Source organism: Arthrobacter sp. Rue61a, from assembly GCF_000294695.2.
Taxonomy (GTDB): domain Bacteria; phylum Actinomycetota; class Actinomycetes; order Actinomycetales; family Micrococcaceae; genus Arthrobacter; species Arthrobacter aurescens_A.
The window spans coordinates 2810152-2824084 of sequence record NC_018531.1 but is presented as its reverse complement, the minus strand read 5'-3'; the positions used below and the strand labels follow the sequence as shown (position 1 = coordinate 2824084).

General features: G+C 61.2%; 16 protein-coding genes and 2 tRNA genes. 7 read left to right on the top strand and 11 right to left on the bottom strand.

The window, feature by feature from the left end; all coding sequences use genetic code 11:
- Positions 1 to 3: 3 nt before the first annotated feature.
- From def to orn, 3 genes are all read right to left on the bottom strand, one after another.
- Positions 4 to 576, bottom strand: a complete 573-nt coding sequence (gene def, locus ARUE_RS12825; RefSeq protein WP_014922054.1) for a peptide deformylase — start codon at positions 574 to 576, stop codon at positions 4 to 6.
- 126 nt (positions 577 to 702) lie between these two features.
- Positions 703 to 778: transfer RNA gene (locus tag ARUE_RS12820), tRNA-His, on the bottom strand.
- Between the two features lie 132 nt (positions 779 to 910).
- Entirely contained in the window at positions 911 to 1546 is a 636-nt protein-coding gene (gene orn / locus ARUE_RS12815; protein ID WP_011775078.1) for an oligoribonuclease, read from the bottom strand.
- A gap of 146 nt (positions 1547 to 1692) precedes the next feature.
- On the opposite strand from orn, the gene mptB reads away from it, so the two are divergent.
- Positions 1693 to 3249 carry a polyprenol phosphomannose-dependent alpha 1,6 mannosyltransferase MptB gene (mptB, locus tag ARUE_RS12810; protein WP_187329880.1) on the top strand — a complete coding sequence of 519 codons (1557 nt, stop codon included), beginning with the start codon at positions 1693 to 1695 and terminating at the stop codon, positions 3247 to 3249.
- Between the two features lie 67 nt (positions 3250 to 3316).
- Here the strand turns inward: mptB and ARUE_RS12805 are convergent, their stop codons facing one another.
- Positions 3317 to 4003, bottom strand: coding sequence for a DNA alkylation repair protein (locus ARUE_RS12805; protein ID WP_014922051.1), 687 nt, complete (start codon positions 4001 to 4003; stop codon positions 3317 to 3319).
- 164 nt (positions 4004 to 4167) lie between these two features.
- Between ARUE_RS12805 and map the strand changes: the two genes are divergently transcribed.
- Complete coding sequence (gene map, locus ARUE_RS12800) at positions 4168 to 4935, top strand: type I methionyl aminopeptidase (protein WP_043470373.1); 768 nt, start codon at positions 4168 to 4170, stop codon at positions 4933 to 4935.
- A gap of 15 nt (positions 4936 to 4950) precedes the next feature.
- Here the strand turns inward: map and ARUE_RS12795 are convergent, their stop codons facing one another.
- Both ARUE_RS12795 and ARUE_RS12790 read right to left on the bottom strand, forming a co-directional pair.
- Positions 4951 to 5574 carry a GNAT family N-acetyltransferase gene (locus ARUE_RS12795; RefSeq protein WP_011775074.1) on the bottom strand — a complete coding sequence of 208 codons (624 nt, stop codon included), beginning with the start codon at positions 5572 to 5574 and terminating at the stop codon, positions 4951 to 4953.
- A 63-nt stretch (positions 5575 to 5637) separates the two neighbouring features.
- On the bottom strand, positions 5638 to 6189 hold the full coding sequence (locus ARUE_RS12790) for a single-stranded DNA-binding protein (RefSeq protein ID WP_011775073.1): 552 nt from the start codon (positions 6187 to 6189) through the stop codon (positions 5638 to 5640).
- A 220-nt stretch (positions 6190 to 6409) separates the two neighbouring features.
- On the opposite strand from ARUE_RS12790, the gene ARUE_RS12785 reads away from it, so the two are divergent.
- A tRNA-Arg gene (locus tag ARUE_RS12785) sits at positions 6410 to 6482 on the top strand.
- 41 nt (positions 6483 to 6523) lie between these two features.
- On the opposite strand, the gene ARUE_RS12780 is transcribed toward ARUE_RS12785, so the two are convergent.
- A complete protein-coding gene (locus tag ARUE_RS12780) occupies positions 6524 to 6961 on the bottom strand; it encodes an SRPBCC family protein (protein ID WP_014922049.1) in 438 nt (145 codons plus the stop codon).
- A gap of 133 nt (positions 6962 to 7094) precedes the next feature.
- On the opposite strand from ARUE_RS12780, the gene ARUE_RS24705 reads away from it, so the two are divergent.
- Both ARUE_RS24705 and ettA read left to right on the top strand, forming a co-directional pair.
- Positions 7095 to 7646: a DUF6993 domain-containing protein gene (locus tag ARUE_RS24705; RefSeq protein WP_286139701.1), complete on the top strand. Its 552-nt coding sequence runs from the start codon at positions 7095 to 7097 to the stop codon at positions 7644 to 7646.
- 55 nt (positions 7647 to 7701) lie between these two features.
- Complete coding sequence (ettA, locus tag ARUE_RS12770; RefSeq protein WP_011775070.1) at positions 7702 to 9384, top strand: energy-dependent translational throttle protein EttA; 1683 nt, start codon at positions 7702 to 7704, stop codon at positions 9382 to 9384.
- A 105-nt stretch (positions 9385 to 9489) separates the two neighbouring features.
- On the opposite strand, the gene ARUE_RS12765 is transcribed toward ettA, so the two are convergent.
- Positions 9490 to 10395, bottom strand: a complete 906-nt coding sequence (locus ARUE_RS12765; protein WP_011775069.1) for an acyl-CoA thioesterase — start codon at positions 10393 to 10395, stop codon at positions 9490 to 9492.
- A 63-nt stretch (positions 10396 to 10458) separates the two neighbouring features.
- Between ARUE_RS12765 and ARUE_RS12760 the strand changes: the two genes are divergently transcribed.
- Positions 10459 to 11130: a DUF8185 domain-containing protein gene (locus tag ARUE_RS12760; protein ID WP_014922047.1), complete on the top strand. Its 672-nt coding sequence runs from the start codon at positions 10459 to 10461 to the stop codon at positions 11128 to 11130.
- A gap of 3 nt (positions 11131 to 11133) precedes the next feature.
- Here the strand turns inward: ARUE_RS12760 and ARUE_RS12755 are convergent, their stop codons facing one another.
- Complete coding sequence (locus ARUE_RS12755; protein WP_011775067.1) at positions 11134 to 11616, bottom strand: globin; 483 nt, start codon at positions 11614 to 11616, stop codon at positions 11134 to 11136.
- Positions 11609 to 12310 carry a mechanosensitive ion channel family protein gene (locus ARUE_RS12750; protein ID WP_014922045.1) on the bottom strand — a complete coding sequence of 234 codons (702 nt, stop codon included), beginning with the start codon at positions 12308 to 12310 and terminating at the stop codon, positions 11609 to 11611. Before ARUE_RS12750 ends, ARUE_RS12755 begins: the two co-directional genes overlap by 8 nt.
- An 87-nt stretch (positions 12311 to 12397) precedes the next feature.
- Between ARUE_RS12750 and ARUE_RS12745 the strand changes: the two genes are divergently transcribed.
- On the top strand, positions 12398 to 13411 hold the full coding sequence (locus tag ARUE_RS12745) for an NAD-dependent epimerase/dehydratase family protein (protein WP_014922044.1): 1014 nt from the start codon (positions 12398 to 12400) through the stop codon (positions 13409 to 13411).
- On the opposite strand, the gene ARUE_RS12740 is transcribed toward ARUE_RS12745, so the two are convergent.
- Positions 13408 to 13887 carry an OsmC family protein gene (locus ARUE_RS12740; protein WP_011775064.1) on the bottom strand — a complete coding sequence of 160 codons (480 nt, stop codon included), beginning with the start codon at positions 13885 to 13887 and terminating at the stop codon, positions 13408 to 13410. The two genes, ARUE_RS12745 and ARUE_RS12740, sit on opposite strands and share 4 nt — an antisense overlap.
- Positions 13888 to 13933 lie beyond the last annotated feature (46 nt).

Below are 13933 nucleotides of genomic sequence, written 5' to 3'. Positions count from 1 at the left end.
GGCTTAGTGCCCAAACGGATCGGGATCGACGCCAGGCATCCAGGTCAGTCCAGGAACACCCCAGCCGTTCTTCTTGGCCTGCTTCAACGCCTTCTTGGAGTACCGGTCCACAAGGCGGTTCACGTACAGTTTGCCGTCCAGATGATCGAACTCGTGTTGCAGGATTCTGGCGAACCAGCCTGTCGCTTCGAAATCCAAGGCGTTGCCGTTGCCGTCAAAACCCTGAACCCGTGTCCATTCAGCCCGTTGCAAAGGGTAATACTCGCCGGGGAAGGACAAGCAGCCTTCAACATGCTCGTCGGGATCCGGAAGAGCGCCCGAGACCTTGGAAAGGGTCAGCACGGGGTTGACCACCACGCCCTGCTCCGGGACGTCGTCGTCGTTGGCGTACTTGTAGACAAAGAGGCGCTTTCCCACGCCGATCTGAGGGGCGGCGAGCCCAACCCCGTTGGCAGCGTCATTGGTCTCGAACATGTCTGCGATCAAGGCGCGGAGCTCGTCGTCGAAAACCTCCACTTCGCTTGCCCGGCGATGCAAAACAGGTTCGCCCCAAATAGTGACTGGCAGGACGGTCATGTCAGTTTTTCCTTCGTCTAGCGCTGTAGTCCGGAGCGGCCTTGGTCCGCTTTGAGGTTAAAAGCAAAGGCCGCACCGGATAACCGGTGCGGCCTTTGTGGAAACCGGCTCTGGAGCCAATCTCGGTGGGGTGAGCTACGGGGGTTGAACCCGCGACCTCCTGGACCACAACCAGGCGCTCTGCCAACTGAGCTAAGCCCACCATGTGCCTTTTTGGTCTGAACCGTTTGACCGGCTTTCCTTCAAGGCAACGACAAATAGCTTACCTGCTGTTTTGGGGTGCAAAGTCCACTTTTGCCGGTTTTGGCGAAAAAACCTTGAAAAATGGCGCAGATCACACCTTTTCGCTGGATCCCAAGACCTCCGCAGTGGCGATGATGTCCTTGGAAATGCGCTGCGCCGTGGCGGTGTCGGGTCCCGGCGCCGGAACGAAGACAGCCTGGCGGTAGTACCGGAGTTCGTCGATGGAATCCTTGATGTCGCCCAGGGCGCGGTGACCGCCATGCTTGGCGGGGGACTGGAAGTACGCACGCGGGAACCAGCGGCGTGAGAGCTCTTTGATGGTGCTGACGTCGATCACACGGTAGTGAAGGTGCTCCACGATGTTGGGCATGTCCCTGGCCAGGAACATGCGGTCTGTTCCCACGGAGTTTCCGCCCAGCGGAGCCTTGCGGGGATCCGGGACCCACTTCTCGATGTATTCAAGGACCTGCGCTTCTGCCTCGGCCATGGTCTTGCCGTGGGGAAGCTCGTCCAGAAGTTTGGAGCGGGTGTGCATGTCCCGCACGAAGTCGTTCATTTGTTCCAGCGCGGCGTCGTCCGGCTTGATGACGACGTCCACGCCGTCGCCCAGAATGTTGAGCTCGGAATCCGTCACCAACGCGGCGACCTCTATCAAGGCGTCGTTCGTGAGATCCAAGCCGGTCATTTCGCAGTCGATCCAGACGATGCGTTCATTAGTAATAGGCACGCGCCCAGCCTATCTCTCAGTGGCTTCCAAGTGCTCCGATGGTACGATTTTTGAGCGCGGCAGTGTCGTTTCATCCTGTTGCCGAACGCCCCCATGACGCAGAATTTTGACCCGAACCAGCGGGTGAACGATTGGATGACGACCACATGACGGTGCCAGTACCCGCCGCCCAGTTGGCAGGGACAGCAAAGCCGTCAGCCGGCGCTGTTGCCAGCGAGGTGGATAACGCACGTTCGCCATTGATCGCCGGTTTCGTTGGTTCGATGTTCCTGGTGTTCGGCTCATTGGGCGTTGGTTGGCTTGCTCCGGTCTCCGAACTTCGTCGCCTCCCGCTTTTCATCTGGATGCGCACTGAAGGTGTTGGCGTCGCACTGTCCATAGTTTTGCTCGCCATCGGTGGCATGTTGCTCGTCCGTGCCTGGCTAAGGCTGGGGCAGCGGGTCCGGGTGTGGGGATTGGAAGCCCGAAAAGCCACGCTGCAGGCTGTAGCGGCCTGGGGCCTGCCCATGATGTTTACCGTTCCCCTTTTCAGCAGGGACGTTTACGCGTATATCGGCCAAGGCCGGTTGATGGTGGAAGGCATCAATCCTTACGAAAACGGGATCTCGGCCCTGCCCAACTACTTCCAGCTGGGCGCCGACAAAATGTGGACTGAAGCGCCGGTTCCCTACGGTCAGCTGTTCCTGTGGATCGAGCAGCTTGTAGTGTGGGTGACCAACGTACAGCCCGAAGCCAGCATCATGCTTTTCCGGCTTGTTGCCGCCGCGGGTGTCATCCTCTGCATAATTTATGTGCCGAAGCTGGCGGAACTGCACGGCGTGAATCCTCACAGGGCCTTATGGCTGACGGCGGCCAACCCGCTTTTCCTCACGAACTTCATTGCCAGCGTCCATAACGACGCCCTGATGATTGGGCTGGCGTTGGCGGGCCTGTACTACTGCGCCACCCGCCGTGTCATTCGGGGGCTGGTATTGGTCACGCTCTCCATTTCGGTCAAGCCGATCACGGTGGTATTCCTCCCCTTCATCGGACTTCTGTGGGCCAGCAAGGATGCCTCGTGGCCGCGCAAATTCCTCTACTGGTTCCTGACTGCGGCCCTGAGCTTCGGGCTCCTCTACGCCTTGAGCCTCGTCAACGGATTCGGATTTGGGTGGATCAACGGTCTCTCAGCTCCGGGAAGCGTTTGGATCTGGTACGCGCCTGTCGGTCTCATCGGAATGGTTGTTGCCGTGATCTTCAATGCTTTTGGCTTGGACGGCTGGGCCTTGGCAAAGTTGGTTTACGACGCCGGTAAAGTACTGATGGTTGCAGCGGTGGCTTGGCTGATTTTTCGGGGCGACTACGATCGCCTGATGCGCCGCCTTACCCTGGCCTTTGCGGCGATCGTCCTACTGGCGCCCATGATTCAGTCCTGGTACGTGGTGTGGCTGATACCGCTTTTCGCCGTGACCGGCATCCGCAACGACTGGCAGGTGAAGGCCCTCTACTTCATCGTCTCGTTCTTCATGGTCTACGCCATCTCAGACCAGCTGGACGTGTTCCCTTACCTTCAAAGCGAGGACCTGGGACTTGCCATCATCCTGGCGCGTTGCGCTGCAGCCCTCATTGGGCTCCTGTTCGCCATCTACCTGATCTTTGTGGATCCGAAGACCAAGAGCTTGTTCCGTGTGCGGGACGAAGCCGGTCTTCGCCCCATTATCTGAGGCTCGCCTATCTGAGGTTCGCCGGAGGCGGAGGTTCGCCGGAGGCGGAGGCCGGCTGCATTCCAGCTCAGCCTGACGGCAGCAGCCGCAATGCCTCGCGGGTGGACAACGGACTCATGGTGGTCGCGTTGTTGGCAGCGAATGTCCTGACCCATTCAGGATCTATTTTGCTGTATTCACGGAGCGCCCATCCGATGGCCTTACGGATGAAGAACTCGTTGTCCCTGAGGTTCCAGGAGATGATCGTTGCCAACAGGGCGGGATCAGTTTTCGACTTCGCCCCCAGTTGAGCAGTGATGGCCGCCCGCCGGATCCACATGTCGTCGTCCCGGGACCATTGCAGCAGTATCGGGGTCATGGTGACTCTGTGGGAAAGCAGGAGCGCGCAAATCCGATGTGAGACCCCGTCCACGAGGTCCCACCATGCACCCGTGCGGATGATTTCCTCGTATATGGGCAGCATCTGCAGGTCTTCCTTGACCATGCGCAGGCCCGTCAGGTCGATGGCTGCGTACCGCTCTTCACGGGCCTCCGCATTGCGCCACAGCTGGAGGACGGCCTCCTGCAGCTCAGCCGGCGTCTTCACCGGAAACTGCTTCGCGGCTTCCTTTACTATTCTGCGTACCTCCGGGACCCGGACACCCCAAGAAGGCATATCGGATTTCAAATAAGCCTGGGCTCCGAGCCCGCGTTCGGCATCACCGGCCGAGCGGAGCGTTGATCGGATCGACTGCACGAGGTCGTTGATGGTCATGTCACAACTCTATGACGGAGGAGGGGCGGAATCCTTTGGACGAGTACTGCATTGTGGCCCTCGCTCCTGCTGTACGGCCGCCGTAGAGTGGGCGTATTCAAACAGAGGTCCCTGCACGGTCAATTAATCCCTGCACTCATGTCGGCAACAACGGAGGAATCTCGATGTCAATGCTGAAATCACCGGACCAAATCGCGATGATGCGCGAGGCCGGTCGCGTGGTGGCCAATGCCCTGTCCGCCGTGCGGGAGCAAGCTGAAGTGGGTGTCTCATTGAAAGCGCTCGACGACGTCGCCGCCGCCGTAATCTCCGATGCCGGCGCAAAGCCAGCCTTCCTTGACTACCACCCACGTTGGGCGGCGGTGCCGTTCCCCGGTGTGATCTGTACCAGCGTTAACGACGCCGTGGTCCACGGGATCCCGAACGGATACGTACTCGAGGACGGCGATCTGCTCAGTGTTGACTGCGGCGCCTTCCTGGAAGGCTGGTGCGGCGATGCGGCGGTCAGCTTCGTCGTAGGGACGGGAAAGCCGGAGGATCACGAGCTGGTGGAAGCGACAGAGGCCGCACTGGCGCGCGGTATCGACGCAGCCCGGGTAGGCAGCAAAATGGGCGACCTTGCCTATGCGATCGGTGGAGAAGCGAAACGTGCCGGATACGGGCTGTTGGCTGATCATGGCGGGCATGGCATAGGCCGGACAATGCATGCCGAACCTCCCGTCCCCAACCTCGGACGGCCCGGCCGGGGCATGAAGCTCGAAGAAGGCCTGGCTATTGCCATTGAGCCCATGTTGATCCTGGGCGGCAAGGACGATTACTACCACGATGAGGACGAATGGACTCTTCGTTCGGCAAACGGGAGACGCGCCGCCCATAGCGAACACACTGTTGCCATCACGGCTGAGGGGCCGATGATCCTGACACTGCCGTAGCCGGGGTTTCCCCGCTTATCGGGCCGCTCCGCCTTTGTTAGGCACGACCTTTTCCAGCCGCACTACGGGTCGGCCCGGAACTGACTCGGACACTGGGCTGAAGCCCGCAGCCGTGAAAAGGGAAAGTGAGCCGTGAAACAGGTCCGAAGCCGCCGCTTTGGTCCTTTGAGCCGTGTCCACCGGATAAGCCTCAATGATGTCTGCACCGTTGTTGAACGCATGTTCCACCGCCGCAGCGAGCAGCACGGAGGACACGCCCGTGCGCCTGTGGTTCGGTGCGACGACGAAGCAACTGACCGCCCACAGATCGAGCCGGTCCGTTATGACCGGATCTGCCGCTGCCCTGAGTACCTGGGATCGCTTCAGACGCGGATAATTCGCTCGCGATTCCACTGCGCACCAGCCGACCGGACGGTCATCCCGGAACGCCATGACGCCCGGCGCCGGACCGGACTGGAACGCTGATTTCAACAATTCCCGCCGATCACCCGGCGACGTGCTGGCCCACTCTTTTCCGGTCAGGGCGAACCACCGGCACCAGCACCGGGAGGGTTCGCCCTTGGTTCCGAACAATTCTTCAACAGCCGCCCACGTAGCAGGAGTTGTCTCGATTCTCGAAGCAGCAGGGTTGTGTGCCATGGTCCCAGAATAGGTCTGAGCCGCGGGGCTGGTCCCGCAGACTCGTGATACCTGGTGTGACGGTCAAACGCCGGCACCCACCAGTTCCCCTGTTGTGCTGTTGACCAGCAGAGGACCGCTGCCATCAGGATTGTCGACGTCGGTTTCGATGGCCTCGTCTTCCGGAGGAACGTGCTCGTGGTCATCGGAGTCCCACTCGTTGCTGCGGTCGGGGGTACCGGGTGTCTCCACTGACGGTGCATCGGCGGGGGCTGCGGTGCCGCTCATTCGGGTGAAGTTTGCAGAACCCCACATGAGGTCATGCCCCACTGATTCGGCGTCGATTTCGGCAACGTGATAGACGCGGCCTTCATGTTCCCATTGCCGCAACCGAAGCTTCCCCACGACGAGGACCCGCTGACCCTTTTTTACGCTGCATCCAACGTGTCCGGCAAGATATCGGAAGGACTGAACCGTGTACCAGTTAGTGTTTCCGTCCACCCAGGTGTTGGTGGCGCGGTCGTAGCGCCGCTCCGTTGTTCCCAGCCGGAACGATGCGGTGGACGTGCCGCGCGTAGTAGTGGAACTCTTGACCTCCGAGGCTACGAAGCCCCGGACGGTGATCATGTCATTCATTGTGGTCCTTCTGGATATAGGGAAGCGCCTGTCCGGCTCTTTCAGCTTTATCCAGAGAAGTCCGGGAGGGGAGTGTCATTTACGCCTATGTGAATAACCCCGGCTCTGCGACGGCTGTGGAGGAGAAGAGCCGGGTCCCGTGAAGGTGGCAAGCAGCTTGCCGATCGCACTGTAAACTCTTTGTGGCGCCAGCGACCCATGGTGGTGACGGCGCCAGTGCGCCCCAGTAGCTCAGGGGATAGAGCAGCGGCCTTCTAATCCGCCGGTCGGGGGTTCGATTCCCTCCTGGGGCACAGAACATCCCCCTTGGAGCAATGTCCAAGGGGGATGTCCCTTATGGCCCTGAATCCAGAAATTCTTTGAGATTTTGGAGAACCAACCGCCAAGTAGCGGTGGATTGCTCCACTTCTTTCTCGCTCGAATTGTTGCCTTGCCTGATGGTCACCGTTGTTCCGTCGGCTTCCTCAGCCAGCCTGTACTCCACGGTGTGGTGGTTTTCGGGAACGTCAGGAAGCCCTGAAGCCGGACTGTAATGCGTGGTCTTCAGCAACTCCGGGGGATCGAAAGCAAGGATTGAGCCCTTGTCCTGGTACGGCTTGCCGTTGTATTCGCCGGAGTACGTAATCGCATCGCCCACCCGCCAGGTGGTGGTGATCTTGGTTCCCAGGAAGTACTGCCGGATGAGGGCAGGGTCAGTGAGCGCTTCCCAAACCTTTTCACGCGACGAAGAGACGGTGATCTGTGCGACCGCATCCCGGATTTGTCCACTCATAGTGCCGCTCCACCTTTTTGTGCTGCCTGCTGATCTTCCTTTGGGAACACGCTGAACCTCGTCTGGGAAACGCTACGCCGGTCAGCACGCCACGTGAATGGCACTCCACTGTGGATGGCAGAATGGCTACGTGATGAGCAGGCGAACCGCACAGGCAAACAGCAGGGCAGCAGACGCATGGAAAGTCCGCGTCGCCGGACTCTCGCTGATCATCGCGGCCGCGTTGACGATGACGGCCTGCACACCACCGGCCACGTCATCCTCCGGTCAGCCCGCGTCACCGTCCACCAGCCCGGAAGACTCCACCAGCCCGGAAGACTCCACCAGTCCGGAGGCCACAACCAGCCCGGACGCTTCCACCATTCCGCAAGCGACCGCCCCCGCTGATCCCGCTGTCGTGGCGACCACGTCAGCGGTGGAGTCAACGCTGAAAACCTTGGCCGCGGGCAACCCCAAGCCCGACCGTGAAACGTTGCGTGCTGCCCTGGTGTCAGCAGGCATCCCCGAAGCCAATGTGGAGGTTTCAGTAAGCCGTACGCCCACTGGTCTTGAGGTTGACGCCATGGAAGCTGCAGCACTGGCGGGGGAGAGCTGCGTTATGGGGCAGATCCGCGACGGCGGAGTGGTGGTTACGGTGTTGCCCGTACTGGCCACCGGAAAATGCTTCGTGGGAGACTCCCGCTAGTTCACCGCAGCGCCCGAATGTGAGTTAAGTACGCCTACCCATTAGATTTAAGGGCATGGCGGAATTCATTTACACGATGACCAAGGCTCGCAAGGCCGTTGGCGACAAACTTATTCTGGACGATGTCAGCATGTCGTTCTTCCCTGGCGCGAAGATTGGCGTCGTGGGCCCGAACGGTGCTGGTAAGTCCACCATCCTGAAGATCATGGCCGGACTGGACACCCCGTCAAACGGCGAAGCCCGCCTGAGCCCCGGCTACACCGTGGGCATCCTCCTGCAGGAACCGCCGCTGAACGAGGAGAAGACGGTCCTTGGCAACGTCCAGGAGGGCGTTGGCGAGATTTACGGCAAGATCCAGCGTTTCAATGAGATCTCCGAAGAAATGGCCAACCCGGATGCGGACTACGAGACGCTACTGGACGAGATGGGCAAGCTGCAGGAAGCCATTGACGCTGCGGACGCCTGGGATATCGATTCCCAGCTGGAGCAGGCCATGGACGCGCTGCGCTGCCCGCCGGCTGATTCCGATGTCACGGTCCTCTCCGGCGGTGAGCGCCGCCGCGTAGCGCTGTGCAAGCTTCTCCTGCAGAAGCCTGACCTCCTGCTTCTTGACGAGCCCACCAACCACTTGGACGCCGAGAGCGTACTTTGGCTGGAGCAGCACCTGGCTCAGTACCCCGGCGCTGTACTTGCCGTGACTCACGATCGTTACTTCCTGGACCACGTAGCTGAGTGGATTGCAGAAGTCGATCGCGGCCACCTCTACCCGTACGAAGGCAACTACTCCACCTACCTGGAGAAGAAGAAAGCCCGCCTCGAGGTCCAGGGCAAGAAAGACGCAAAGCTTTCCAAGCGCCTTACCGAGGAACTTGAGTGGGTGCGCTCCAACGCCAAGGGCCGCCAGACCAAGTCGAAGGCCCGCCTGGCACGCTATGAAGAAATGGCTGCAGAGGCCGAGCGTACCCGCAAGCTGGACTTCGAAGAGATCCAGATTCCGCCGGGACCGCGCCTGGGTTCCTTGGTCATCGAAGCCAAGAACCTGAAGAAGGGTTTCGACGATCGGGTACTGATCGAAGACCTCTCCTTCTCGCTGCCCCGCAACGGCATCGTCGGCGTCATTGGGCCCAACGGTGTGGGTAAGTCCACACTGTTCAAGACGATCGTCGGCATGGAGCCTTTGGACGATGGTGAGCTCAAGATCGGCGAGTCCGTGAAGATCTCCTACGTGGACCAGTCCCGTGGGGGCATCGATCCCAACAAGTCCCTTTGGGAAGTTGTCTCCGAGGGCCACGACTTCATCCAGGTCGGTCAGGTTGAAATGCCTTCGCGGGCCTATGTTTCGGCGTTTGGTTTCAAGGGCCCGGACCAGCAGAAGAAGGCGGGTGTTCTCTCCGGTGGTGAGCGTAACCGCCTTAACCTGGCACTGACGCTCAAGCAGGGTGGCAACCTCCTCCTCCTTGACGAACCTACCAACGACCTCGACGTCGAAACCCTGAGTAGCCTTGAGAACGCCCTTCTCGAGTTCCCGGGCTGCGCTGTAGTGGTTTCGCACGACCGTTGGTTCCTGGACCGGGTTGCGACCCACATCCTGGCTTACGAAGGTGACGACGAGAACCCGTCCAAGTGGTACTGGTTCGAGGGCAACTTCGACTCCTATGAGGAGAACAAGGTTGAGCGTCTCGGTCCCGATGCCGCAAAGCCGCACCGCGTGACCCACCGTCGCCTGACCCGCGACTAAAGTCTGATCGCCTCAGCCACGAACATAGTAAGGCCGGTCCCGTCAGGGACCGGCCTTACTACTTAACGCGTCTTATCGCGTCGCCGGCAGGCGGCTCGTCAGCACCTATGGAATCCGGACCATGCCTTCCTGGGCAACGGTTGCCACATGCTGTCCGTCACGGTTGAAGATACGGCCTGTGGCGAGTCCCCTGGCTCCTTGGGCGCTGGGGGACTCCTGAACGTAGAGCATCCACTCGTCAACACGCACGGGCCGGTGCCACCACATGGCGTGATCGAGGCTGGCGACGCTCATCCCCGGTGTCATCCAGGCAAGGCCATGCTTTCGGAGAATGGGCTCCAGCAGCGTGTAGTCACTCGCGTAGGCCAGGGCTGCCCGGTGCAGGTTGGGGTCATCAGGCAGGGGACCCATGGTCTTCATCCACACAGCGTTGGTAGCTACGTGATCTGTTGGTGGGGACACATAGAGCGCGGGGTCGATGTGGCGCACGTCGAAGGGCCGCTCCGAGGACATGTGCCGTGCCATGGGGTGGTCGTAGTGGGACAGCAGCTCGGCGGTGCTGGGCAAGGATTCGGGGTCCGGGATGCCTTCGGGCATCTGCGCCTGATGGTCCAGGCCGCTGTCTTCCACCTGGAACGAAGCGATCATCGAGAGAATCGGCACACCGTCCTGGTAGGCATGTACGCGGCGGGCCGAGAAGGATCGGCCGTCACGCAGCCTCTCCACCCCGAAGGTGATCGGTTTGTTGGCGTCACCGGGACGCAGGAAGTAGCCGTGCATGGAGTGCGCCACCCGGTCCGGCTCAACGGTCCGCATTCCGGCCATCATGGATTGCGCCAACACTTGGCCCCCAAAAACGCGATGCCGTGGCTGCTTTTGGGACGGCCCCAGAAAAATGTCCTCGTTGGTTCGGGCGCCGTCGAAGTCACCAAGATCCAGCAGGCCAATCAGCACTTCCATGGGGTCTTCTGCGGGTGCATCCACGTCGAAGCCAGCGTTCGTCTCAGTCATGGTTCGACTTTAGACGGCACCCCAACCCCTCTCAACCGGAGACATGCCGGTAGAGTCGATGATGTGACAGACGTCTTGACCCAGTCCTTCCGCTTCGCCGATCCTCGTGACCTCGCTGACCTGCGTACTTTCGTCACCCGGGCTAAGAGCATTGACGACGGCGCTATCCGGCTTCAGGCCGCGGGCAATGTCCTGGCCTCCTACGTGTGTGTCCTGAGGCCCCGCATTCTGGGCGAATCGACGCCTACAATCCTTGGCCTGCGAACCATGGCCCTCGCTGAGCCTGCCCAAGCCGACGTCACCGTGACTCTCGCGTCGGTCATGGACCGGTTGGCCCGGTCCGGGGCAGAAGATGTGGAACTGCCCATCCCGCCGTCCACCGTTTCTGAGTCGTGGGCGGGCGTTGGTGCGCCACGGAACGGCTGGGAAGCCCAAGGGACAGTTCTCGACGCCGACCTCAAGGCAGCCGCGGAAGCCGGCATTGCGGAGGTGGCTGGTGTCGTTCCCGCTTTGGCAGGAGCAGCGGTGGTCAACACCGCGAGGGCGGCAGTGTGGGGCCGGGGGCTGCCCGGCCTGGATGAACTGCCGGCAGGTGCGGCCTTCGCCGCTTTCGCGTTGGGTTTCCTGGGCGAGGGCGAGCAGAAGGTCTTCCGCAATGGCCGCTGGTTCCGCCTGAGCGGTCCCCGCGGCCATGTGCTGGTCCGGACCGGAGCAGGTTTGGGACTGGGTTTCTAGGCCCTAGGCCTCGGGGCCGGCCGATGGGCTGTTGATCATGGTCAGAGCTGCCCGTTCCATGTAGTCCCACAGAGTGCCCTCATGCAACGGTGAGAGCTCCAGGGAGTCCACAGCCGTCCGCATGTGGAACAACCAGCGGTCCTTGGCTTCCGGAGTCACCCTGAAGGGCATGTGGCGCATGCGGAGCCGGGGATGGCCCCGTTCTTCGCCGTAGGTGGTGGGACCACCCCAGTACTGTTCCAGGAACATGAGGAAGCGGCGCTTTGCCGGCTCCAGGTCCTCTTCCGGGTACATGGGCCGGAGCAACGAATCCGTGGCAACGCCGTCGTAAAAGACATCGATGAGCTTGACGAACGTTTCATGGCCGCCAACTGCTGCGTAGAAGCTGTCCGTGTAGGCGGGCTGGCTAAAGGGGTCGTTCTGCATCAGCTGGCGTCGGGGCCCAGCCCCCGGCGCTGGTGTTTGCCCGGCTTCGGTGTTACTCATTGGACTTCTCCTCGGCTTTGGTGACGCGCGGTGCGCCTGCTGTCACGGGCGCAGCTGCCGCAGCGCCGGGCGCATCGGTGGTGTCCGGTGTTTCCAACGGTACGTAGTCGCCCTGTGAGCGGTTGCCCACGCGGAGGATTTCGCCGTTGCGCAGGTACCAGATGGCTCCGTCCTCAGCGCGGACCCGCGTAATGCGCAGGCCCACCGATTCAACGGTACCAATCACTTCGCTGGTGACGATCACATCGCCGATCCCGTACTGGTCCTCAATGGTGATGAAGATCCCCGCGAGGAAGTCGCGGATCAACTGCTGGGCGCCGAAGCCGATGGCAACACCCAGGATGCCGACGCTGGTCAGCAGGGGAGCGACGTCTACGTTCATGTATTTGAGGACGTAGATGATCACGATCACCACCACCACAACGCTGACCAAGCTTGTCAGCAGTGAACCGATGGTCTCGGCGCGCTGTGATCGTCGTTCATGGTCCAGCGCACGGATGGCGGGTTGCACCCATTTGAAGTGCGGCTTTTTGAAAAACGAACTGCCCGCGGACACACGTCTTGTGATCCGCAGGATGATGAACCGTGCAACGATCCACACAGCCAGGCCTACACCCACTGTGATGAGGATCGACATGAGATCGATTTTTTCGGGTTCGATGTTGATGGTTTCCGCCAGGGGGATGGAGGTCAAGGTGGAATAGCTCCTTGTCGTCGGCCCGTGTTCGCCGGGCGCGGAACACTCTGTCCACCTACAACCCTAGCGCCGTAGCGTGACGGTATGCGCATCCTGGTATTGGGCGGTACCGCCTTCCTGTCAGCAGAAATCGCCCGGCAGGCTGTAGCTGCCGGGCATGACGTCACCTGTTTAGCGCGCGGAAGTTCAGCAAACCCGCCCGACGGCGTCGCCTGGGTCAGGGGCGACCGCGCCGCTGGTGCCGCGGCCTTCGCGGAGGTTGGGGGCGGCTGGGATGAAGTGGTGGACGTCTCACGGGATCCCGTGCAGGCCCGTGTGGCACTGGACGTGCTGGGTCCGGCCGCCGCTCATTGGACGTTCGTCTCAAGTTGCTCCGTGTACGCGGATGCCTCGGTTCCTGGCGCAGATGAGACCGCGGCACTTCTGGAGCCCTTGCCGGAAGGTCAGGCAGGCACCCCGAACACGTACGGCGAGTCCAAATCAGCGATCGAGCAGATGACGCTGGCCTCGGTGGGAGCGAAGGCGCATATCGTTCGATCGGGTCTCATTGGCGGACCGGGGGACGGTACTGACAGATACGGTTACTGGCCGGCCCGATTCGCTGCGAACACTGACACGGTGCTGGTACCGGACATCCCGGATGACGCTACGCAGATCATTGATGTCCGGGACCTGGCGGCGTGGATCCTGCAATCCGCTGAGGAAGGATTGACGGGGACCTACAACGCCCTGGGAGACGTGGTGCGGTTCGAGGACTACATCGCCGAGTCGAGGCGTGCTGCTGAAACCGCAGTGGGTGATGGAGCGGCTCAGGATGTTATCCGGCCTGACGAAGATTGGCTCGTGCGCCACGGCGTCGACTACTGGGCGGGCCCGGATTCTCTGCCACTGTGGTTGCCGGCGGACCACGATGGCTTCCAGGCGCGGACAAACCAAGCGGCACGTGAGCGGGGCATGGTCTTGCGGCCGTGGCAGGAAACGCTCATGGCAACGCTCGAGGATGAGAAACAGCGGGGTCTGGAAAGGGTACGCAAAGCAGGTCTGAGCCGTGACACCGAACAAAGGCTCGTGGCACTGTGGCGGCTTGAGGAGCGTTAGGCTGCTGCCGCCGTCGTGGTTGGCTCGTGGAGTACCGGGAAGTTGACGCTGCGGGCGATGAAGCAGACCTGGTTGGCTTCATGATGTAGCTGCGGTACAAGGCTTGCGTGGGCGGGATCGGCAATGGTGACGTGCGGCTTCAGGGTGACACTATCGAATTGGCCGCTGCCGTCCCGGTTGAGCATCATGAGGCCTTCGGCGTTGTCCTCATAGCCGGTGACAACCACGCCGTGTTTGACCGCCACGTGCAGGAAGGACAACATGTGGCATTGCGAGAGCGCGGCAAGGAGTAGTTGCTCCGGGTTGTAGCGTGCCCGGTCGCCGTGGAACGTGGGGTCGGCTGATCCCTTTAACGTGGGCAACCCGCTGATCTCAACGTCGTGGTCCCGGGAGTATCCCCGATAGCTGGCCGTACCTTCGCCGAGGTTTCCAGTCCAGCGGACGGTAAGAGCGTAGTGGTGTTCGTTGAGGCCCATGCGGACAGTTTAGCCATGGAGCGAAAACTGTCCGCATGGGCCCGAT